The sequence below is a fragment of the Burkholderia sp. Bp9142 genome, assembly GCF_003853415.1.
In the GTDB taxonomy this organism is placed as follows: Bacteria; Pseudomonadota; Gammaproteobacteria; order Burkholderiales; family Burkholderiaceae; genus Burkholderia.
In genome coordinates this window covers 35173-56043 of sequence record NZ_QTPP01000051.1, presented here as the reverse complement: position 1 = coordinate 56043, position 20871 = coordinate 35173, and the positions used below count along the sequence as shown (strand labels likewise).

Annotated in this window: 18 protein-coding genes; 8 read left to right on the top strand and 10 right to left on the bottom strand. The window is 67.3% G+C overall.

What is annotated here, in order from left to right; genetic code table 11:
• Positions 1-301: 301 nt before the first annotated feature.
• The 7 genes from DIE22_RS34360 to DIE22_RS34330 all read left to right on the top strand — a co-directional run bounded on the left by DIE22_RS34360 (position 302) and on the right by DIE22_RS34330 (position 9249).
• On the top strand, positions 302-1003 hold the full coding sequence (locus tag DIE22_RS34360; protein WP_124497142.1) for a FadR/GntR family transcriptional regulator: 702 nt from the start codon (positions 302-304) through the stop codon (positions 1001-1003).
• Positions 1004-1379: 376 nt separating this feature from the next.
• A complete protein-coding gene (locus tag DIE22_RS34355; protein WP_124497057.1) occupies positions 1380-2324 on the top strand; it encodes a helix-turn-helix domain-containing protein in 945 nt (314 codons plus the stop codon).
• 285 nt (positions 2325-2609) lie between these two features.
• On the top strand, positions 2610-4049 hold the full coding sequence (locus tag DIE22_RS34350) for an APC family permease (protein ID WP_124607174.1): 1440 nt from the start codon (positions 2610-2612) through the stop codon (positions 4047-4049).
• Between the two features lie 276 nt (positions 4050-4325).
• On the top strand, positions 4326-5771 hold the full coding sequence (locus tag DIE22_RS34345) for an aldehyde dehydrogenase (protein WP_124497059.1): 1446 nt from the start codon (positions 4326-4328) through the stop codon (positions 5769-5771).
• A 55-nt stretch (positions 5772-5826) separates the two neighbouring features.
• Positions 5827-7191, top strand: a complete 1365-nt coding sequence (locus tag DIE22_RS34340) for an aspartate aminotransferase family protein (RefSeq protein WP_124607173.1) — start codon at positions 5827-5829, stop codon at positions 7189-7191.
• A 151-nt stretch (positions 7192-7342) separates the two neighbouring features.
• Complete coding sequence (locus tag DIE22_RS34335) at positions 7343-7906, top strand: cytochrome b (RefSeq protein ID WP_124607172.1); 564 nt, start codon at positions 7343-7345, stop codon at positions 7904-7906.
• A gap of 194 nt (positions 7907-8100) precedes the next feature.
• Positions 8101-9249, top strand: coding sequence for a porin (locus DIE22_RS34330; protein ID WP_124607171.1), 1149 nt, complete (start codon positions 8101-8103; stop codon positions 9247-9249).
• 61 nt (positions 9250-9310) lie between these two features.
• Here DIE22_RS34330 and DIE22_RS34325 read toward each other — a convergent pair whose 3' ends face one another.
• Positions 9311-10366: a porin gene (locus DIE22_RS34325; protein WP_124607170.1), complete on the bottom strand. Its 1056-nt coding sequence runs from the start codon at positions 10364-10366 to the stop codon at positions 9311-9313.
• Between the two features lie 311 nt (positions 10367-10677).
• On the opposite strand from DIE22_RS34325, the gene DIE22_RS34320 reads away from it, so the two are divergent.
• Complete coding sequence (locus DIE22_RS34320) at positions 10678-11406, top strand: IclR family transcriptional regulator (protein ID WP_124497064.1); 729 nt, start codon at positions 10678-10680, stop codon at positions 11404-11406.
• Between the two features lie 54 nt (positions 11407-11460).
• Here DIE22_RS34320 and DIE22_RS34315 read toward each other — a convergent pair whose 3' ends face one another.
• The 9 genes from DIE22_RS34315 to DIE22_RS34275 form a co-directional block, all read right to left on the bottom strand.
• Entirely contained in the window at positions 11461-12912 is a 1452-nt protein-coding gene (locus DIE22_RS34315) for an NAD-dependent succinate-semialdehyde dehydrogenase (protein WP_185640758.1), read from the bottom strand.
• An 84-nt stretch (positions 12913-12996) separates the two neighbouring features.
• On the bottom strand, positions 12997-13329 hold the full coding sequence (locus tag DIE22_RS34310; RefSeq protein WP_124497066.1) for an NIPSNAP family protein: 333 nt from the start codon (positions 13327-13329) through the stop codon (positions 12997-12999).
• The gene (locus DIE22_RS34305; protein WP_124607168.1) at positions 13319-14950 is read right to left on the bottom strand and encodes a bifunctional 3-(3-hydroxy-phenyl)propionate/3-hydroxycinnamic acid hydroxylase; all 1632 of its coding nucleotides are present in this window, start codon (positions 14948-14950) and stop codon (positions 13319-13321) included. The genes DIE22_RS34310 and DIE22_RS34305 overlap by 11 nt, the downstream gene beginning before the upstream one ends.
• Positions 14951-14953: 3 nt before the next feature.
• On the bottom strand, positions 14954-15832 hold the full coding sequence (locus DIE22_RS34300) for an alpha/beta fold hydrolase (RefSeq protein ID WP_185640757.1): 879 nt from the start codon (positions 15830-15832) through the stop codon (positions 14954-14956).
• Positions 15833-15857: 25 nt separating this feature from the next.
• Positions 15858-16463, bottom strand: a complete 606-nt coding sequence (locus DIE22_RS34295) for an amino acid synthesis family protein (protein ID WP_124497069.1) — start codon at positions 16461-16463, stop codon at positions 15858-15860.
• A gap of 51 nt (positions 16464-16514) precedes the next feature.
• Positions 16515-17030, bottom strand: a complete 516-nt coding sequence (locus DIE22_RS34290; protein ID WP_124607166.1) for a VOC family protein — start codon at positions 17028-17030, stop codon at positions 16515-16517.
• A gap of 12 nt (positions 17031-17042) precedes the next feature.
• A complete protein-coding gene (locus DIE22_RS34285) occupies positions 17043-18080 on the bottom strand; it encodes a sialidase family protein (RefSeq protein WP_124607165.1) in 1038 nt (345 codons plus the stop codon).
• A 15-nt stretch (positions 18081-18095) separates the two neighbouring features.
• A complete protein-coding gene (locus tag DIE22_RS34280) occupies positions 18096-18908 on the bottom strand; it encodes an SDR family NAD(P)-dependent oxidoreductase (RefSeq protein ID WP_124497072.1) in 813 nt (270 codons plus the stop codon).
• Between the two features lie 49 nt (positions 18909-18957).
• Positions 18958-20538 carry an acetolactate synthase large subunit gene (locus DIE22_RS34275; RefSeq protein WP_124607164.1) on the bottom strand — a complete coding sequence of 527 codons (1581 nt, stop codon included), beginning with the start codon at positions 20536-20538 and terminating at the stop codon, positions 18958-18960.
• Positions 20539-20871: the final 333 nt, after the last annotated feature.

Here is a 20871-nt window from a genome sequence, read left to right as displayed (position 1 = left end):
TGCCGTTGGCCCGCGAGGATCCACCTCCTGCTTCTGCTCTCACGTTCACGGGTGGGACGCGTTCATTTCAATTCTCCTTGGGCAGGGCCGACATCGATTCCGCCTGGTCAGTCCAATCCAGAAGAAACCCGTCGATTCAATCATCATTGGTCAAGCCAATTTATATATTCCAATCCGATCTTACCAATGGTGGAAACCCGGACATCCACCCCGGCAGGCCGCTGTCCGAGCCGATACAGCGCGCGTGATAGACTCTGCGACGCGCGCTTGCGCTGAAAGCGCATTGACAAAGATCCATCGAATGAAATCGACAGAACCAAAGCGGCTTTACCAATCGGTCGCGGCCCAGATCGTCGCGTTGATTCGTCAGGGTGAATTCAGGGTCGGCGAGCGCCTGCCGCCCGAGCGCGAGCTGGCGCTGACGCTCGGCGTATCGCGCCCGTCGCTTCGCGAGGCGTTGATCGCGCTCGAAATTGGTGGCCAGATCGAGATCCGGATGGGCTCCGGCGTCTATGTCCGCGATACGGCGGCCGACGATGTCGGCACGATGGTCACGCTGGGCGACAGTCCGTCGGAACTGATGCAGGCGCGCGCGGCCATCGAAGGCAGCGTCGCCGCGCTGGCCGCGGCGCGGATGACGGCCGCGATGCTCGACCGGCTGCGCCGCACGGTTCAGCGCATGAAGCGGCTCGCGGAGGCCGGCAAATCGCCCATCGAAGCCGATCGGCAGTTCCATATGCTGATCGCGGAAGCCGCCGGTAATTCGGTGCTGACCCGCTTCGTCGGCGAGCTGTTCGACAGCCGCCACGACCCGATCGCGGCGGCCATGCGTGGGCACGCGGAGAATCCGCAGACCTGGACTGCCGCCGTGCAGGAGCACGAGGACGTGCTCCATGCGTTGCAGGCCGGCGACCCGATCGCGGCGCAGACGGCCATCCGCGCACATCTTCGCGCGTCCGAAGCGCGTTGGCTCGACGGCGACCTGAAATCCGACCCGGATTGACCGGTACCGGGGTGCCCCGCGCGCCTTCGCACCCGGGTTGCAATGTCGCGCGGCACCGCGTGCAAACCCCATCTCAATATTAAATTGAATCCCTTATAATGGGATTCAGTGAATTCATTCTGCACTCTGTCGCGAATAATCATTCGGTATGTCCCGCATTCCGGATGTTTATTTCATTCTCCTTGCGGTCGACCGCCGCCATCCGCGACGCAACGCTTGCAGGTGACGCGGCCAGCGGCAGGCGCTGGCCGACGCGTTCACTCGACGTTTTATTTCTGGATATGATCGTCGACACCGGCCGGGTGGCAACGATCCCGGCCGGCGTGCGCGGGCTTCGGCCAGCATCGAATTCGAGAAGAGACGCATTAGCCCTACCATGAACCTGCACGCTGAAACCCTGCGCTTCTCCGATGTGTTCCTCCACTCCCAGGCGATCGTGAACTGGTCGCAGCACTACGACCAGATCAGCCCAGGCACTGCCACGACCACGCTGCGCCAGGTCGCAGGCCAGCGCTTTCACGTCTTTCGCGAACGCATCAACCAGCGCGTCATGCAGCACGGGCTGGCACCGCGCAACCGCCTCTGTTTCGCGCTGCCCATCGCAAGCGCGGTAGCGCCGGTGGTCCAGGGGCGCACCGTCGAGCGCCCGAGCCTGTTGACCTTGCGCGGCGGCGAGGAGTTCGTCGCCCATCTTCCGTGCGACACCGAAGTGCTCGCCTTCACGATCGACCGCACGCTCACGGCCGATCGCGAGCTCGACGAACTCGCGAACCTGCCCGCGCGCATCCTGAAGCAGCCGGTGCTGCCGATCTCGCCGGCGCGCTACGGCAATGCGCTGGACGGCCTCGAGCGCGTGCTCTGCCAGGCGCTCGACAGCGGCTCGCTCACGGCTCGCGATGCATTCGACGAACGCGTGCTCGCGCACAGCGTCGTCGGCATCCTGCTCGACCTCGTGCAGTCCGACGAATCGGATGCCGGTGCGCTGCCGTCGGCCTCGACGCAGAGCTACATCGTTCGCCGCAGCCAGGAGATCGCGCTGGAAAGCGACGACGTACCGACCGTCATCGATCTCTGCCATCACCTTCGAATCAGCCGCCGCACGCTGCAATACAGCTTCCAGAACGTCGTTGGCACCACGCCGACGGCCTACCTCCGCTCGATCCGGCTGAACGCCGTCCGACGCTTCCTGATGACGACACCCGAGACGATGCGGATCGGCGATGCGGCGGCACAGTTCGGCTTTTGCCACTTCGGACGCTTTTCCTCCTACTACCAGCAACATTTCCACGAGCTCCCGTCGCACACGCCCCGCCTGAGCTGAGGCCGCGCATATGCGGCGCGCCGCATCCGGGTAATCCCCTGCCGCCCGGTGCATGCGGATTGCCGATAGCGGACAACGTCCGGCATTTCCGCGCCGTAAATTTTGTCGTCGGCTTGCTCGCGCGCTCCGCGCGCCACACCGGGCGGCCGTCGAAGCGCATACCTGTGTCGCCGGCGGACGGCAGCCTCCGCTGCCGGATCGTCAGGATCGGCCCGCGACGCAGGGACTTTGATCAGGCATGCCGCGGTCGATTCCTGACGGACGATCCGGTCAGCGGGACTACTCATGAACGAACTGTCATCCCGGTCCGAAGCAGGGCTCAGCAAAAACGCCGTCGGACTTTCCCACATCGTCTTCTTTGTCGTCGCCGCCGCCGCGCCGCTCACCGCGATGGTCGGTGCAACGCCCGCGGCCTTCTCGCTCGGCAACGGTCCCGGCGTGCCCGGCGTATTCGTGCTGGCGGGCGTCATGTACCTGATCTTCAGCATCGGCTACGCAGCGATGAGCCGGCACATCTCCAACGCGGGCGCCTTCTATGCGTATATCGCGAACGGGCTCGGACGTCCGGCCGGCGTGGGCGGCGCGTTCGTCGCGATCGTCGCGTACAACGCCGTGCAGATCGCGATCTATTGCATGTTCGGCTTCTTCCTGAACGACAGCATCCAGCGGCACTACGGCGTCGACGTGCCGTGGTGGGCGTTCGCACTCGCCTGCGTCGCCGCGGTCCACTTCTGCGGCGCGCGACGCATCGAGTTCAGCGGCCGGCTGCTCGGCATGCTGATGATCGGCGAGATCGCGATCGTGATGCTGCTCGATCTCGCGATCGTCGTGCACGGCGCGAGCGCCGGCGGCTTCAGCGCGAAACCGTTCAGCCCCGCGATGGTGTTTGCACCCGGGCTCGGCACCGCGCTCGTGTTCGTCCTCGGCTCGTACATGGGCTTCGAGGCAACGGCCATCTTCTCCGAGGAGGCCCGCGACCCGAAACGCACGATCCCGCGCGCCACGTACCTGGCCGTGATCCTCATCATGGTGTTCTATGCGCTGTCGTCGTGGGCAATCGTCGAGGCGTGGGGCGAAAGCCGGATCGCCGCGCAGGCGGCCCGCGATCCGGCCAATCTCTGGTTTGCCGTCAGCGGCCGGCTGCTCGGCGGCATCGCGACGGACGCCATGAACGTGCTGCTCGTCACGAGCCTCTTCGCGGCGATCCTGTCGTTCCACAATACGATCACGCGCTATTTCTACGCGATGGGCCGTGAACGTGTGCTGTGGCGCAAGCTCGGCCATACCTGCCCCGTGCATCGCTGCCCGGACGTCGCCGGGAAAGTGCAGACGCTGATCGCACTCGGGGCCATCGTCGGCTCCGCCGCCTTCCGCCTCGATCCGTTCGCGGTCGTGTTCTCGTGGATGAGCGCGCTGGCCACGATCGGCATCATCGCGGTGCAGATCCTCGTGGCGGCCTCGGTCATCGCGTTCTTCGCGCGCGACCATCGGGATGCCGGCCTCGTGCACCGCCTGATCGCGCCGCTCGTCAGCGTGATCGCACTCGGCGCATGCCTCGTGCTGGTCGTGCGCAACCTGTCCGTGCTGAGCGGATCGGATTCGACCTTCGTCGCGATGTTTCCGTATTTCCTGCTCGCCATCGGCGCGCTCGGTATCCGCGCCGCATTGCGATTGAAGCGCAGCGACCCCGACCTGTACCGCGAACTCGGACGCGCCACCCCGTAACCGCCTCCCGGCCGGTGCCGCGCGCGGCACCGGCATCGCCTCGCCCCGCCCCCTGACACTTTCCCGCTGCCGGCACGCGACGCATCGATACATCGCGCCGGCACGGCCCCGCGCGGGTATTCCCTATCCCGGTCACGCGGCAACGATTGCCGATAGCGGACAAGGTCCGCCATTTGATCGACATACAGTGGACCCGACGTCGAAGCCGTGCCGTGGCAGCCCTCATCGCCTCGACCGGCGCGGCCCGACGGCCCGCCCCTGTGAAATACGGACACCATGATGAAAATTCAGAACCTGATCGGCGGCCGGCATTGCGATGCATCTGCCGGCCGTACCTTCGAAAAGCTGGCGCCGGCGACCGGCGACCACGTCGCCGCCGTGCCGGCGTCGACCGCCGAAGACGTCGATCGCGCCGTGCGCGCCGCACACGACGCGCTGCACGACGACGCATGGGCGCGCGCGGGCGGGTCGGCCCGGGCGCGCTGGCTGCTGCGGCTGGCCGATCTGATCGAGCGCGATCGCGACGCGCTGGCGGAATGCCTGGCCGTCGAACAAGGCCGCCCGCTTGCCGAGATGCGCATGATGGACATCCCGATGAGCATCGACACGCTGCGCTACTTCGCCGGCTGGGCCGACAAGCTCGAGGGCCGCACGATTCCGACCGACGGCTTCATGGGCCGCCCGACACTCAACTACACGCGGCGCGCGCCGGTCGGCGTCGCCGGGCAGATCATCCCGTGGAACGCGCCGCTCATGATCGCCGTGTGGAAACTCGCACCGGCGCTCGCGGCCGGCTGCCCGGTGGTCATCAAGCCGTCCGAGGACACGCCGCTCGCGCTGTCGCGGCTCGGCGAACTCGTCTGCGAAGCCGGCCTTCCCGCCGGGGTCGTCAACATCGTCCACGGCGTCGGTTCGGAAGTCGGCGCCGCGCTGGTCGCGCACCCGCTCGTGAGCAAGATCAGCTTCACCGGCAGCACCGAAGTCGGTCGTGCGATCGCAGGCGTCGCGGCCAGGACCTTCAAGCGCGTCACGCTCGAACTCGGCGGCAAGGCCGCGCAGATCGTCTTCGCGGATGCCGATCTCGACCGTGCGATCCCGTCGCTGATGGCCGGCATGTTCGCGAATCAGGGGCAGACATGCGCGGCCGGCTCGCGCGTGCTCGCGCATCGTTCGATCGCGCGCGCACTCGAAGCGCGCCTCGCCGACGCCGCCCGCGCCATCCGCGTCGGCCCGCCGTCGGAGCCCGGCGTGCAGATGGGCGCGCTCATCAACCCGCGTCACCTCGCGCGCGTGCGCGCGCACGTCGAAGGCGCGCTCGCCGAAGGTGCGGTCATGCTCGCGGGCGACGAACAGGTGCCGCCGCGCGGCTGCTTCATGCGCCCGACGATTCTGGGCGGCGTGCATCCAGGCATGCGGATCGCCCGCGACGAAGTGTTCGGCCCGGTCGGCATGGTCATGCCGTTCGACAGCGAGGACGAGGCCATTCGCATCGCCAACGATACGCCGTTCGGCCTGTCCGCTTCGGTCTGGACGCAGGACGTCGGCACCGCGCACCGCGTCGCCGAGCGGCTCGACGTCGGCGCGGTCGCCATCAATGCCTGGAGCCCGATCGACGCGCGCCTGCCGTGGGGCGGCACCAAGCAGAGCGGGATCGGGCGCGACCTGTCGAAGGCCGCGCTCGACGCGTACCTCGAGGAAAAGATCATCAGCGCAGCCCTGTGATCCCGCGGCGCACGCGGCGCCGCAATGTGTTCAAGCACTTCGTGAGAGAAAGACCATGGACTATCAAAAGCGACAAAAGCGATTCTGGCACCCGATGAGCTCGGCAGCCGCCGGGCACACGACCCCCACCGTGATCATCGAGCGCGGCGACGGCAACTACGTGTACGACGTCGAGGGCCACCGCATGCTCGACGGCGTCGGCGGACTCTGGAACGTCAACGTCGGCCACAATCGACCGGAAGTGAAGGCCGCGATCGCTCGCCAGATGGACGAGCTGTCCTACTACCAGACCTTCGACGGCGTCGCCCATCCGCGCGTGTACGACCTGGCCGACCGCCTGTGCGCGATGTTCGCGCAGGAGGACATGCAGCGGGTGATGTTCGGCAGCGGCGGTTCCGACGCGGTCGAGACCGCGCTCAAGATGGCGCGCCAGTACTGGGTCGCCGCAGGCGAGCCGTCGCGCACGAAATTCCTGTCGCTGCGCAACGGTTATCACGGCGTGCACGTCGGCGGCACGTCGATCGGCGGCAACGGCGTCTACCATTACAATCACGGTCCGCTGCTGCCCGGCTGCGTGCTGCTCGACACGCCGTGGCTCTATCGCAACCCGTGGAACTGCGACGATCCGCAGCAACTCGTCGAGCATTGCATCCGGCAGCTCGAGGAAACGATCGCGTTCCATGGCCCGCAGACCATCGCCGCGTTCGTCGCGGAACCGGTACAGGGCGCGGGCGGCCTGATCGTCCCGCCCGCCGACTACTGGGCGCGCGTGCGCGCCGTGTGCGACCGGAACGGCATCCTGCTGATCGCCGACGAGGTGGTCACCGGTTTCAGCCGCACCGGCAGCATGCTGGGCAGCCGCGGATGGGGTGTCGCCGCCGATATCCTGTGTGTCGCCAAGGGCATTTCCGCCGGCTACGTCCCGCTCGGCGCGACGCTGTACAACGGGCGCATCGCGCAGGCGATCGAGCATGGCGCAGGCTTCTCGCACGTGATCATGCACGGCTATACGTACAGCGGGCATCCGCTCGCGTGCGCCGCGTCGCTCGCGGTGCTCGACATCGTCGAAGCGGAGGACCTGCCGGGCAATGCGGCACGGGGCGGCCGGCGCCTGCTCGAGCAACTGCTGCCGCTGAAGGCCGACTTCGAGACCGTCGGCGACGTTCGCGGCAAAGGGCTGATGCTGGCACTCGATCTCGTGACCGACAAGGCCAGCCGCACCCCGCTCGATCCGGGCAAGGGGTTCGCGGCGCGCGTGGCCGACGCCGCGCGCAGGCGCGGGGTCCTGGTCCGGGCGATCGCCAACAAGGTCGTGATGTCGCCGCCGTTGACGCTGCTGCAGGACGAGGCCGACTTCATCGCGCTGACGCTGCGCGAGGCGCTGCAGGAGTGCTGCGCGGATTCGCGATCGATCGCCTGACCGCACGGACCGCCGGGCGCACGGCTCTTTCGTCGAAGGGTCGTGCGCATCGCCCTCCGGCCCGGGGTTCGATGAAGCGCGTCGCGGGACGTCGAAGTCGACGATCGGCGTCCCGCCCGGTGCAATTTCGCTTTCAAGGAAGACAAGTCAAATGGAAAACCAGGCCATTGCATTCACGGTCGAGAAATATCCGCTCGTGCTTCGGCTGCTGCACTGGGTCAGGGCGATCCTGATCGGCGCGCAGCTCTGGACCGGATGGACGATGGTCCGGCTCGACGACAACCTGCCGGCCAAGTTCGACTGGTACTACCCGACCCACAAGGAGTTCGGCGTGCTTACGCTGCTGGTGGTCGTGACGCAGCTGGCGATTCGCTCGATGAAGCCGTTGCCGCCGCTGCCGTCGAGCCTGCCGAAGCTGGACCGCACGCTCGCCAGGATCGGGCATTACCTGCTGTATGCGCTCGCGATCATCGTGCCGCTGATGGGCTATTCGATGTCCAGTACGTTTACGCAGAGCGACGGCGTGCCGTTCTTCTTCTTCCGCGTGCCCGAGCTGCTGCCGAAGAACGACCACTGGTTCGAGGCATTCCAGTGGCTGCACCGGATACTGGCCTACACGCTGCTCGTGCTCGTCGTGCTGCATGTTCTCGCCGCGCTGAAACACCGGTTCTTCGACCCGAACCGCGAGAACGACGTACTGCGGCGCATGCTGTAACGCCGCTCCGACACGTTGCCGGGATCCCGGCAACGTTCGGCATCCGGGCCGCCCGATCACGGCGCCCGGTTTCTTTCGATCCATATATTTCGTTTTACTAACTATAAGCGGACCACCCCGGGGCGTCCGACGCACTGGCACGCCATCGGGAACGGTACCGCCTCGCCATACCGGCACTCACCTGGAGATCGACGATGAAGAAGATGATTGCGGTCGTTTCGACCGCCGGCGCCATGGGATTCGGCCTGACGGCACACGCGCAGAGTACCGTGACGCTCTATGGATTGATCGACGAAGGCGTCAATTTCACGAGCAACGCGGGCGGCAGCAAGGCCTACCAGATGGTCAGCGGGGACACCGTCGGCAGCAACTGGGGGCTGAAAGGCACGGAAGACCTCGGCGGCGGACTGAGGGCACTCTTCCAGCTCGAGAACGGTTTCAACGCGAGCACGGGGGCGCTCGGCGTGACGTCGCGGATGTTCGGCAGGCAGGCGTACGTCGGGCTCGATTCCGACCGGTTCGGCACGCTCACGTTCGGCCGCCAGTACGATCCCACGCTCGACATGTGGAGCCCGTTCACGGCCACCGGCAACTGGCTCGGCGACTTCGGCGCCCACCCGTACGACAACGACAATGCCGACTGGGACTACCGCATCCAGAACAGCGTCAAGTACGTGTCGCCCGCGTACGCCGGCTTCAAGGGCGAGGTGCTCTACGGACTCGCGAACCAGGCGGGCGGCTTTGCCCGGAACCGGGTCTACAGTGCCGCGGTGCAGTACCAGATGGGCGCGTTCTCCGCGGCCGTCGCGTACCTGAAGGCCAACAACGGCGGCGCGACCGCGGGCGGCGCGTTGTCGAGCGACGATACGGTCTTCAGCGGCCGCGCGCAGCAGAACATCGATGCCGGCGCGTCGTACAAGTTCAGCGACAAGCTGACGCTGTCCGCCGCGTATTCGCACGTCGACGTATACAACCCCGAATCGAATCTCTACTTCGCGAACCAGCCGGCAGCCGGCTCGCAGAGCGCGTGGAAATTCGACAACTTCGAGGTCAACGGCCAGTATTTCTTCCGGCCGGACGTCTGGCTCGGCGCTGCGTATACCTACACGCGCGCGCATGTCGCGACGGCGGCGGGCGATGCATCGCCGAGCTGGCACCAGGTATCGATGATGCTCGACTACGACCTCAGCAAGCGGACCTCGACGTACATCCAGGGCGCGTACCAGCATGCGACCGGCAACACCGGCACCGACTTCGACCACGCACACGTGCTCGGCACCGCCGGGCAGTCGTCCGGCCGCAACCAGCTGGCCCTGCGCGTCGGGATGATGCATCGCTTCTGAACCCGGCGGGCGGCGAACGGGCGCGCGTGGCCGACGCGGCAGCCCGTGCCGCTCCGGGCTGTCAGAACTGATGCCGCACCCCGACGCGAACCGCGGTCTGCGTCGAGCCGGCCGCCGCGCCGCCGAGCGCGGCCTCGACCTGGGCGCCGTACGCGCTGTCGTGCCCGCGTGCGAACACCGCATACAGGCCGGTACGCTTCGACAGCGAATAATCGGCGCTCAGCGTGACCTGATTGGCCGAGCCGACGTCGCCGCCGCGCTGCTGGAACTGGAACCCGCCACCCAGCTGCAACGATGGCGTGACCGCATAGGTCAGCCCGGCGTCGTAGGTGGTGGCCCGCAGCGGCGCGGCGGCGCTGATCCGCACGTCCGACACCATGCCGAAGACGCGAAACCGGTCGAAGTTGTAGCCGGCCCCGCCCGAGAAGTTGCGAAGATTGCCGCCGGCGGTCACGTCATGCTGGCCGAAATAGGCGAGCGCGGCGCTGAATGCGCCGTGCGTGTACGACAGCATCGCGCTCTGCACGCTGCTGCGCGCGACGGTGCCGGGCACGTTGCCGAAGCCCCACATGCCGCCGAACGTCACACCGCCGAACGCGGGACTCACGTACTTCACGGCGTTGTTCACCTGAATGCCCCACACGCGGTTGTCGAGCGCGCCGCCCGCCGATGCATTCGCCGGCAACCCCCACGCGAGCAGGCCGGCCGGCGTGTTCGCGCCAACCGCGAAGGCCGGCATGAGATCGCCGACGAAATCGAACTGGCGCCCGAGCGTCACGGTGCCCCAGTCGCCGCCCAGCCCGACGTATGCTTGCGAACTGAACGCGGAGCCCGGCACGGTCAGCGTACCGTCCGACGTCTGGAACTGGCTTTCGAGCCGGAACACGGCGAAGTTGGCACCGCCGAGATCCTCCCTGCCCGTCAGGCCCCACACGTCGTTGCGCGATACGCCCGCCTGCAACGCGAGCTGACGCCCGCCGCGCGGCGCGGACGCCACGTCGCTCGTATACGTGACGCCCGTGTCCAGCGTACCGTAGAGCGTCACGCTCGATTGTGCGAACGTCGGTGCAACGGCACCGCAACCGCACAATGCCACCATCCGGAACAACGCTTTCATCTGCTTCTCCTCATCAAATTTTTCCGGTCAACGCGCCCATGAACCGACCGGCAAGGTGGCGGCGTTGATCCGGCATGACATCGTCTATTAAAATAGGAATACGTATCAATTTACGGAGACCGTCCCGTGCCGCAGGCTGGCCTGCTCCTTGCACAATCGCTCACGCGGCTCCGGTTGCCGCCTGAGCGACTTAAGTTAGACTACGGCCCTGTCGCCACCGGTGCCGCATTCCATGCCGCAGCCCGGCAGCCCGAACCGAATTCGCCCTTCCCGTTCCATTGCCGCAAGCCGTCTGAATCCCGGGTCACGTCATGTCGAGCCTCACCAAAATGCTGTCCATCCTCGACGTCTTCTCTTCGTCCGCGACATCGATGACGGCCGAAGAGATCGCCGAACACATGGGTTTTTCGCGAACCACGTGTTACCGCTACGTGAAGGAACTGGCCTCCGTCGGCCTGCTCGTCGGCAGCAACGGCCGCTACACGCTGGGCCCGCGCATCATCCATCTCGACTACAACATGCGGCAGTCGGACCCGACGCTCACCGCCGCAAAACCCATCATCCAGAAGCTGGTTCAGGTCACCGGCGGCGATGCGCTCGTGTCGACGCTGTTCGACGAGCAGATCATCAACGTCATGCACGAAACCGGCGCGGAGAACCTGCAACTGGGCTTCGGCCGCGGCCGCATCATGCCGCTGTTCCTGGGTGCGTCGTCGAAAGTGATCGTGGCCGCGATGTCGCGCGCGCGCCTGAAACGCCTGCACGAACGGCACAACGCCGAGCTCGGCGCGTTCGCGGCCGACTGGACGCAGTTCTGGCGCGTCTGCCAGCAGATCGCCGACGCGGGATACTGGATCTCACGCGGCGAGCTCGACGAAGGGTTCGTCGGCATCGCCGCGCCGATTCGCACCGCCAGCAGCGGCGAAATCAACAGCAGCCTGTCGCTGGTCTTTCGCGCCGAGCACTTCGCGCTGTTCGACGAGCATGTGCTCGGCAAACTCCTGATCGACGCCACCGCACGGATCGGCGCAGCCACCTGAGCATTCGCACGGCATCGCGCGCGGCGCCACGCGTGATCGTCGAGGTGCGCGCCGTCAATTCATCTGCGTGATGAATTTGGTGACCAGGTAGCCGTCGAACGTCTCCGTTCCTCCCTCGCTGCCGAAACCGCTGTCCTTCACGCCGCCGAACGGGATCTCCGCGGGCCCCATCCCGAAGTGATTGATGTTGACCATGCCGGCTTCCAGCAAGCGGCCGATCCGGTGCGCGTTGCGCGCCGAATCCGTGAACGCATACGACGCGAGGCCGAACGGCAAGCGGTTGGCCTCGGCGAGCGCATCGTCGAGCGCGTCGAACGGCACGATTCCCACGATCGGGCCGAACGGCTCTTCGTTCATCAGGCGCGTGTCGCGCGCCGGGCCCAGCACGACCGTTGGCGCGAAATAGTGCCCCGGCCCCGGCAGGACCGTCCCGCCCGCGGCAATATCCGCCCCTTTCGCCTTTGCGTCGGCAACGAAGGCGCCGATCTCGGACACGCGTCGCTCGTGGGCAAGCGGCCCCATCGTGGTTCCCTCTTCCAGTCCGTGGCCGACGCGAATCCTGCCAACCGCGTCGAGATACGTGGCGACGAATCGTTCGAACACCGGGCGTTGTACGAAAAACCGCGTCGGCGACACGCAGACCTGCCCGGCATTGCGAAACTTGTACGCCGCCAGCATCGTCGCGGCGCGCTCGATGTCCGCATCCGCGCAGACGAGCACCGGCGCGTGCCCGCCCAGTTCCATGGTCATGCGCTTCATGTGCGACGCGGCGAGCGCGGCCAGTTGCTTGCCGACCGGCACCGAACCGGTGAACGAAATCTTGCGCACCAGCGGCGACTCGATCAGTTGCGTCGACACGTCGCCCGGCACGCCCCAGACGATGTTCAGGCAGCCCGCGGGCAATCCGGCATCGTGAAAGATGCGGGCGAGCGCGACGATCGCGCTCGGCGATTCCTCGGGCCCTTTCAACACCAGCGTGCACCCTGACGCAAGCGCGACCGCGATCTTGTGCATCGCCTGGCTGAACGGGAAATTCCACGGAGAAAACGCCGCGCACACGCCGATCGGTTCCCGCAATACCGTCTGCGCGACGTCGGGAGAACGCGACGGTACGACGCGGCCGTAGGTGCGACGCCCCTCCTCCGCATGCCATTCGAGCTGTTCGGCGGACGACATGACCTCGGCGATCGCCTCGCGAAGCGGCTTGCCCTGGTCCATCGTGATGTGGCGGCCGATGGTCGCGGCGCGCTCGCGCACGAGCGCAGCGGCGCGGCGCAGGATGTCCGAGCGCACGAGCGGCGACTCGCGCCGCCACGCCGCGAACGCGCGATGCGCGGCGTGCACCGCGGCGTCGATATCGTCCGGTGTCGCATGCGGCAGTTCGCCGAGCACGCGGCCGGTTCCCGGATCGAGCACAGGCTGCGTGCGCCGGCCGTCGGCCTGCAGGAACCGGCCATCGACATACAGATGGAGCGGAGCGTAATCGCGTTGCGCGTCAGGCGTCATGCGCGAAGTCAGCGGTGTATACGGAATCAAGACGGGTACCTCGGTAGAGACTGCACGATGGGCGCGGACGGCGCGACGATCGCATCACGCGGCCTGGCTCGGCGCACGCAACAGGCCGCCGATTTCCTGCCGGAGAATCTGGTTTTCCTGCCTGACGAGCAGATGCCGGACCTTGCCGCGAAACGTCCTGAACGCGGGATCGGCCATCAGCACGGCGCGACGCCGGGCGCGATCGTCCAGCGAATCGAATGCCCACAGATAGACGAGCTGGTTCAGCGGCCCGACTTCCGTCGCAAAACAGCCGACCATCGTGCCGAGCGCCTGCTCCTGCGCCGTGCGCCCGCACTCCGCGTACAGGCGCAGATATTCGGCGACGCCACCCGGCACCAGCGTATAGGTGCGTTGCTCAACAAACATGGGCTTCCTCCCGTTGTCGCGGCGCGAACGCCTGAAAGGCCGCGGTCACGCGGGCCATCCCCACCGCATCCGTCTGCGCCGCCACGTAGCGATCGGGGCGCACCACCACGAGCGGGCCGGCATGCCGGTCGAACCAGTCAGCCAGTGCGTTGTCGACGTCCTCGACGCACGTGCTGCCGTGAGCACTGGTCACCCGCCGCGCGCGGCCGGTGCCGCTGCGCGAACGGTTGACCTGAACGAATGTCGCGCCCAGCGCCGCCCAGTACGCGCGATCGTCGTCGCTCAGGCATGCCTGCGGATCGCACTGCCAGCCGACGATCGCGAACCACGGGCCCAGCACGTCGTCGAGCTTGCGGCGCATGCCGTCGGCCGTCTCGACGTCGGGCTGCGCGATCATCCTGCCGACCGCGGTGTCCGGCGCCCCCGGCAGCACGACGCCCCGCGTGTAGCTCGGCATCGGCTTGAAACGCATCTGCACGATGTAGTCCTTCAGGCCCGGCGCATACCGCACGAGCCCGAGGAAACGATCGCGCAGGAAGGCGACGAGCCGGTTGGTCGGCATCAGCATCGCGCCGAACGTGTCCGCCAGGTCGATCATCGCCTTCGCGTGATCGCGCCGCTCCGATTCGTAGGTGCGGATCACGTCGGGATGCAATGCGCCGTTGACCACGCCCGCCAGCTTCCACGCCAGATTGCCCACGTCGCGCAACCCCGCATTCAGGCCCTGCCCGACCCACGGCGGCGTCAGGTGCGCCGCATCGCCGACGAGCGCCACGCGGCCGACGACGAACCTTTCGGCCACGCGCGAATGGTGCGTGTAGGTCCGGGCGCGTACGATCTCGAGGCGGTCGACATCGTCGACGTACGGCGCGATCAGCGCGCGTATCGATTCCGGTTTCGCGATCGCCTCCTCGTCCTCGTGCGGGAACACGAGAAACTCCCAGCGCCGGAAATTGAACGGCAGATAGACGCAGACGTTCGGGCGCCGCGGGTCGCAGTTCAGCGCCGTGCACGGCTGGTCGAGCCCGGCGTTCTTCACGTCGACCACGACCCACTTCATCGGATGGGTGGCGCCGGCCAGCTTGACGCCCAGCCACTCGCGCATCGGGCTGCGGCCGCCGTCGGCCGCCACCACGTAGTCGGCCTCGAGCGCGTAGTGCTGCCCGTCGGCACGGCGTACCTGCAGCGTGACGCCTTCGTCGTCCTGGTCGATACCGACCACTTCCTCGCCGGTCCGCAGCGAGACGTGCGGATAGCGTGCCAGCCCGTCGCGCAGCGTTCGCTCGGCCAGTTGCTGCATGAAGATGTTGCGCCGCCACCAGCCGAACTCGCGCATCGACGGGCGGATGTCGGCGAAGCATTCGCCGTTCGCCTTGAACATGCGCAGCGGCACGTTCTGGATGATGTCGCGGCTCAGTTCGTCGGCGAGGCCCGCAGTCTGGAACAGCCGCAGCGCCTCGTCGTCGATGCCGACCGCGCGCGGAAACTCGACGATCTGCGGCGCCTTCTCGATGACCACCGTCGCGACGCCATAGAGGCCGAGCAGGTTCGCCATCGCCGCACCGTTCGGTCCCGCGCCGACGATCGCGACCGACGTCCGGTTCGCATGGTTCATTTTCATTCGTCAGACTCCCGCCCGCCACGCCGGATCGTCCAGACGATCGAGCCAGGTACGCAATGCATGATTGAACGCGGCCGGCTGATCGTCATGGACGTAATGCGTCGCACCGGGAATATCGATCCGCTCGATTCCCGCGTTGGCGGCCGTCATTTCGGCCGCCACGTCCGCGGACAGGAAATCCGAATCGCCGCCGCGCAACAACAGCGTCGGCACGTGCAGGTTGAGGATCGGCGGCCACAGATGGACGAGTTGCTCCGGCGTCGCGGCCAGCCGCGCCGCCGCAATCCCGTCGGCGTCGTGACGCCATACGATCCGCCCTTGCCCGGCCTCTTTCAGCGAGTGCGCGATGCGCGAATCGAGCGCGGTTTCCGTGATGTTCGGCCGCTGGCGTCGCCAGAATGCGCGCGCATCGCCCCACGACGCGAACGCGGCCGGCGTTTCCTTCAGCTCACGCTTGATGCGCGCCGAGCCCGGCGAACCGGCCGACGCGCCCGGGCCCATGTCCTCGATCACGAGACCGGCGAGCCGTTCCGGTCGCGCCGCTGCGTAGACGAACGCATTGGCCCCGCCCATCGAATGCCCGACCAGCACGAATCGTTGCAGGCCGAGCGCGCGCACCAATGCGTCGAGATCGCGCACGTAGGCCGCCGCGTAATAGTCCCGCCGCGGATCCCAGTCGCTCCGTCCGCGTCCGCGCTGATCGAGCGCGACGACCCGGTAGCGGTCGACGAGCGCATCGGCGACGGGCTCCCACGTATGCGCGTAACTGCGCAAGCCGTGCAGCATCACCACGGCCGGCGCATCGTCGCGCCCCCAGCTCACGTAGTGCAGCCGCAGCCCATCGCTGTCGACCCACCCATCCTTGACGGATGCCGTATTCATCATGTGCTCCCCGGCCCGCATCCGCTCAGACCAGACCGTCGCGACCGACGATCTCGCTCGCCTTCAGCCCGCCGAGCCGTGCATGCAGGCGGCCGCGCGTCGCGAATGCGAAGATCACCAGCACTTCGTCGTCGTTGGGCGCATCGGGGAACAGGCACGTCACCGTGTCGTAGTGCGAGCGCACGTAGAGCGCATCCTTGTGCGCGAGCGGCACGTCGATCACCGTATTGACCGGGCCGCGCTTGCCGCTCGACGGCACCCACGACTTCCCGCCGCCCAGCGCCGCACGGATCGGCTCCGCGAAGATCGACGTCAGGAACGCGTTGCCGTGTTCGTACTCGCCGGCCGAGCCGACCAGGCAAGCCTTGCCATAGCTCTCGATCGCGCGGCCCGCGGCCAGCGACTCGATGCGCCGCGCGAACTCCTTGCCGAGCGCGGGCGACGGGCGCACGAGGTCGTCGAGGTTTTCGCTGAAGCGCCCCGCATACGGGTTGTGAACGGCCGCGGCGATCACGATCTTGCGCAACGGCTCGCCATCCGCGAGCTGGCCGGATTCGTTCGCGAGCGAATCCTCGATCTGCGTGTACCACTTGCGGATATGAAAGCCTTCGAAATTGGCGATCTTGCTCATCAGGAATCCTCTATAAAATGTTCGGTTATGCGGAAATGAAGGACCGGCGCGTCAGTCGAACAGCGGCTCGAGCTGCACGGGATCGCTCGGTGCGTTGTACCGGTGCAGCACGCGCTTGCCCTCTTCGTCGTCCGTGACGGTTTCGCAGAAGAATTCGAGGCGGTTGCCGTCCGGATCCGGGAAATACACGCCGATCCCGACCTTGTGATCGGTGATCTTGACGATCGGCACGTTGCGGCGGATCAGCATGCCGTACAGGCGACGCAGCTCGGTCAGGCCGCCGGCGATCTCGAGCCCGTAGTGCTGCAGGCCGATCGTGCCGAGCTCCGCGTCGGACGCCGCGCGAATCAGCGCGATGTCATGGTGCTTCTGGCCGAAGGACATGAACACCCATTGCTCGCCGCGCGCGGTTTCCGTCATGCCAAGCACCTCGGCGTACCAGGTGCTCGAGCGCACCGGGTCACGCACGAACAGCGACAGGTGGGTGCGCTGGACGCGCGGCGTCGGCAGCGGCAGCCCGCTCGCGTTCGCGTGCTCGGCGTGTCGCTGGATGTCGGACGGTGTCATCGTTCGCTCCGCTCAATGGGTGGACTGCGCGTGGGCGACGAGCGGCGCCTCGAACGGCGTCCACGCGACGGCCGTGATCTCGCTGAAATCGCGCCATTCCCTGGTCCAGTTCCGGCCGCCGTCGCGCGAGCAGAACAGGTGCCCGTACTTGGTGCCCGCATAGACGAGTTCCGGCCGGGCCGGATGGACGCCGAACGCCCAGAAGGTGGAATTCGGCGGCACCTGCAGATCCGTCTCGTGCCACGCGTAGCCGCGATCGGTCGAGCGATAGATGCGGCTTCGGGTGCCCGGCGTGCCGTCGCCGATCGCCATCAGCAGGTCGCCGTCCGGCTTCGGCAACTGCACGACCGTGCGTGTGTAGTACAACCCGTCGAAACGATCGCGCGACAGCTTGCCGTCCCAGGTCTGGCCATCGTCCTCGCTCACATGCACCGCGTTCACCGTCAGCAGCACCGTCGTCTTGGGCCGCTCCGCCGTGGCGGACAGCACGGCGATCGCATGAATGTCGCTGTTGCGGATCGCCGTGCCGGGGCCGTCCACGCGCGTCCAGCTCGCCCCGGCATCGCGGCTGCGCCACGCGCCGCCCTCCTCCACGCCATACCAGACGTTGCGGCCGTCGTCCGGATCCACGCAGATGGTCAGCAGCCGCGGGCGATTGACGCCCGCGCAAAACTCGGGGAACTCGGGCGCCGTTCTCTCCCACGTCAGGCCCGCGTCGCTCGACTTGTACAGCGCGGCGCGCGACGGGGCGCCGGTGCCCGCATAGAGCACCGCGGGATTCGACGGATCGATCGCGATGGACCAGACCGTCTGCCCGTTCAGCAGGTTCTCGGGCCGAAACCAGTGCGCGCCGCCATCCTCGCTGATGCATAGCCCGGCATCGGCGCCGGCATAGACGCGCGACGGCGTCGCGGAATCCACCGCGAGCGCGCGCACGATGCCGTCGAACTCGATCGGCTCGGTGAGCCCGAGGCGATGCCAGGTCTTGCCGTCGTCGTTCGAGCGCAGGATGCCTTGCCCGGCCGTGGCGACCAGTACGGTTGCGGTCATGAAATGCTCCTTGTGTCAGAGAAAAATGCCGCGTGTGAGCCCGCCGTCGCAGCCGATCGACTCGCCGGTGATCGAGCCGGATTTCGGCGACGCGAGAAACGCGACGATCCACCCCATTTCCTCGGGCTGCAGCACGCGCCGGATCGGCGTGACCTTGACGTAGTTCGCCTCGACCTCCGCGGCCGTGAGCCCCTGCTTCTGCGCCTCTTTCTCGTAGAGTTCGTGGATGTGCGGCGTCTCGACGACGCCGGGGTGAATCGTGTTGACCGTGATGCCGAACGGGCCGAGCTGGTCGGACAGCGTCTTGGTCAGGTGCACGATCGCCACGTTGCGCATGCCGGACAGCTGCTTGCTGCCGCGGCCCGTCAGGCCGCCGATATTGACGATCCGGCCGAAGCCGTTGCGCCGCATGTAGGGTGCGGCCGCCTTCGCGCAACGCAGGTAGCCGACCACCTTGATGTCGATGTCCTGGAGCAGCCCCTGCGGGTCGGCGTTTTCCAGTTCCGCCCGCACCAGGCCGCCCGGATGCGCGGCGCCGTTCAGCAGGATGTCCAGCCGGCCGAAGCGCTCGACGCTCGCGGCCATCGCCGTTTCGACGGACGCCATGTCGGTCGTGTCCACCGTGACGGGCAGGATGGCACCCGCCGTGTCGCCCAGCGGCGCGAGTTCCGCGCGAATCTCGGCGGCGGCCGCTTCGAGGTGTGCCATGCGTCGCGCGGCGATCGTGACGTTGACGCCTTCGCGGGCCAGCTCGAGCGCGACGGCCTTGCCGATGCCCATGCTGCCGCCGGTGATGAACGCGGCTTTTCCGTGGAGTTGCAGATCCATAGCGATGAAAGGTGAGAGTCGGGATTGAAGGGGAATGCGAATCGCGCGATCAGGACAGGCACATTTCGATGAGCCTCGGCCCGTCGGTGTGCGCGAGCGCGTCGTCGAGCGCCTGTATCAGCGCTTGCGCCGTGCTCGCACTCTCGGCCGGCACGCCGTAGCCGCGCGACAGCGCGAGCCAGTCGATCGGCGGATCGTCCAGCAGCGTCAGGCGGCTGGCGTGCGGCGTGTCGGCCGGCAAGCCGCTGCGCGCGAGTTCGGTCTGCAGGATGCCGTAGCGCCGGTTCGACGCGATCAGCATCACGATCGGCAAACGCTCGCGCGCCATCGTCCACAGCGCCTGGATCGTGTACTGCGCGCTGCCGTCGGACTGCAGCGCGAACACGCGGCGTTCCGGGCACGCGACGGCGGCGCCGAGCGCCACCGGCAAACCCTGGCCGATCGCGCCGCCCGTATTCGTGAGGATCGTGTGGCGACGTGCGCGTGCCGACGCGGTCACGAACGGATAGCCGCACGTGCCGCCCTCGATCGACACGATCGCGTCGTCGGGCAAGGCATTCGCCAGCACGCGGCCGACGGCCTGCGGGGTCAGCGGCACCTCTTCCACTTGCCAGCGCTCGACTGGCACGCCGTCGGCGTTCCCTGGCGCGCCAATGCGGTCCGCCAGCGCGTCGAGCGCGTCGTCGGCCGCGTCGCCCGGCGCGGCCAGCGTCACGATGTCCTCAGGCCGCGCGAGCTCGCCCGGAATGCCTTCGTAGCCGAAGTAGGTGACGGGCGCGAGCGCGCCCGCCAGCACCACGCGCCGGCAGGCCAGCGCGGCCAGCGCCGGCTCGGGGAAGTAAGGCAGGCGGTCGATGTCCGGCAGGCCGCCGCCGCGCTCGGCGCGCGCCGGAAAGGTTTCGCTGAAGCAGGTCGCGCCGGTCGCCGCCGCGATGCGCGCCGCCGCGCGCTGCCCGCGGGCCGACAGCGCGCGACCGCCCATCAGCAGCACGGCGCGATGGCCGCTGAGCAGCAGATCCGCGACCCGCTCGACCTGCGCAGGGTCGAACGACACCTCGGCCGGGCGAACGACGGCGGGCGACGCCGCATCGCGCATCTGGGCCGACTGGAGATCGACCGGCAGCACGAGCGTCGCGACGCCGCGCTGCGCGCCCGTCGCGGCCGAGATCGCATCGGCCGTATCCGTCGCGAGATCCGTGTCGCGCGCGACGCTGCGGTACCACACCGACACGGGGCGGGCGAGCGACTCGATGTCCGACGTGAGCGGTGCGTCGTACTTCAGATGGTCGCGCGTGTGATCGCCGACGATGTTCAGGATCGGCGTGCGGGCGCGGCGCGCGTTGTGCAGGTTGGCGATGCCGTTTGCGTGCCCCGGCCCGAGATGCAGCAGCGTCATCGCCGGCTTGCCGGCCATGCGGCCATAGCCGTCCGCGGCGCCGGTGCAGCCCCCCTCGAACAGGCCGAGGATCGAGCGCACACCCGCCACGGTGTCGAGCGCGCCGACGAACGGCATCTCGGTGGTGCCGGGATTGGCAAAACAGACGTCGACGCCCGCATCACGCGCCGTCTCGAGCACGACGCTCGCTCCGCTTCGTGTTCCGGTATCGATCTCCAACTGTGGGATGTTCATGCGGCAGCTCGACGGTTTGAATGAGATGGTTTTTACTTTAATCCCGAGTTACGGGATTTGTCAAACAACAAAGACGCCGACACCGCCCCGGCGCGGTCCACGTTTACCCCATCAATTCCGGGAATTTACGGGAAAAACCACCAATCTCCAGTTCGCCACGCGTCATCCATGCTTAACCAGATTCCCGCCATTCGGAATTTGATGATCAGGACGGTCGAACAAGCGCCGGCGACCGCCGCGCCGTTGCCGGGCGCTTCGTATTGCACGCGGGCCATCAACTTACGATTGCAAATGCCTCTCATTTCCATTAAATTTCGGCGCGAATGTACTGTT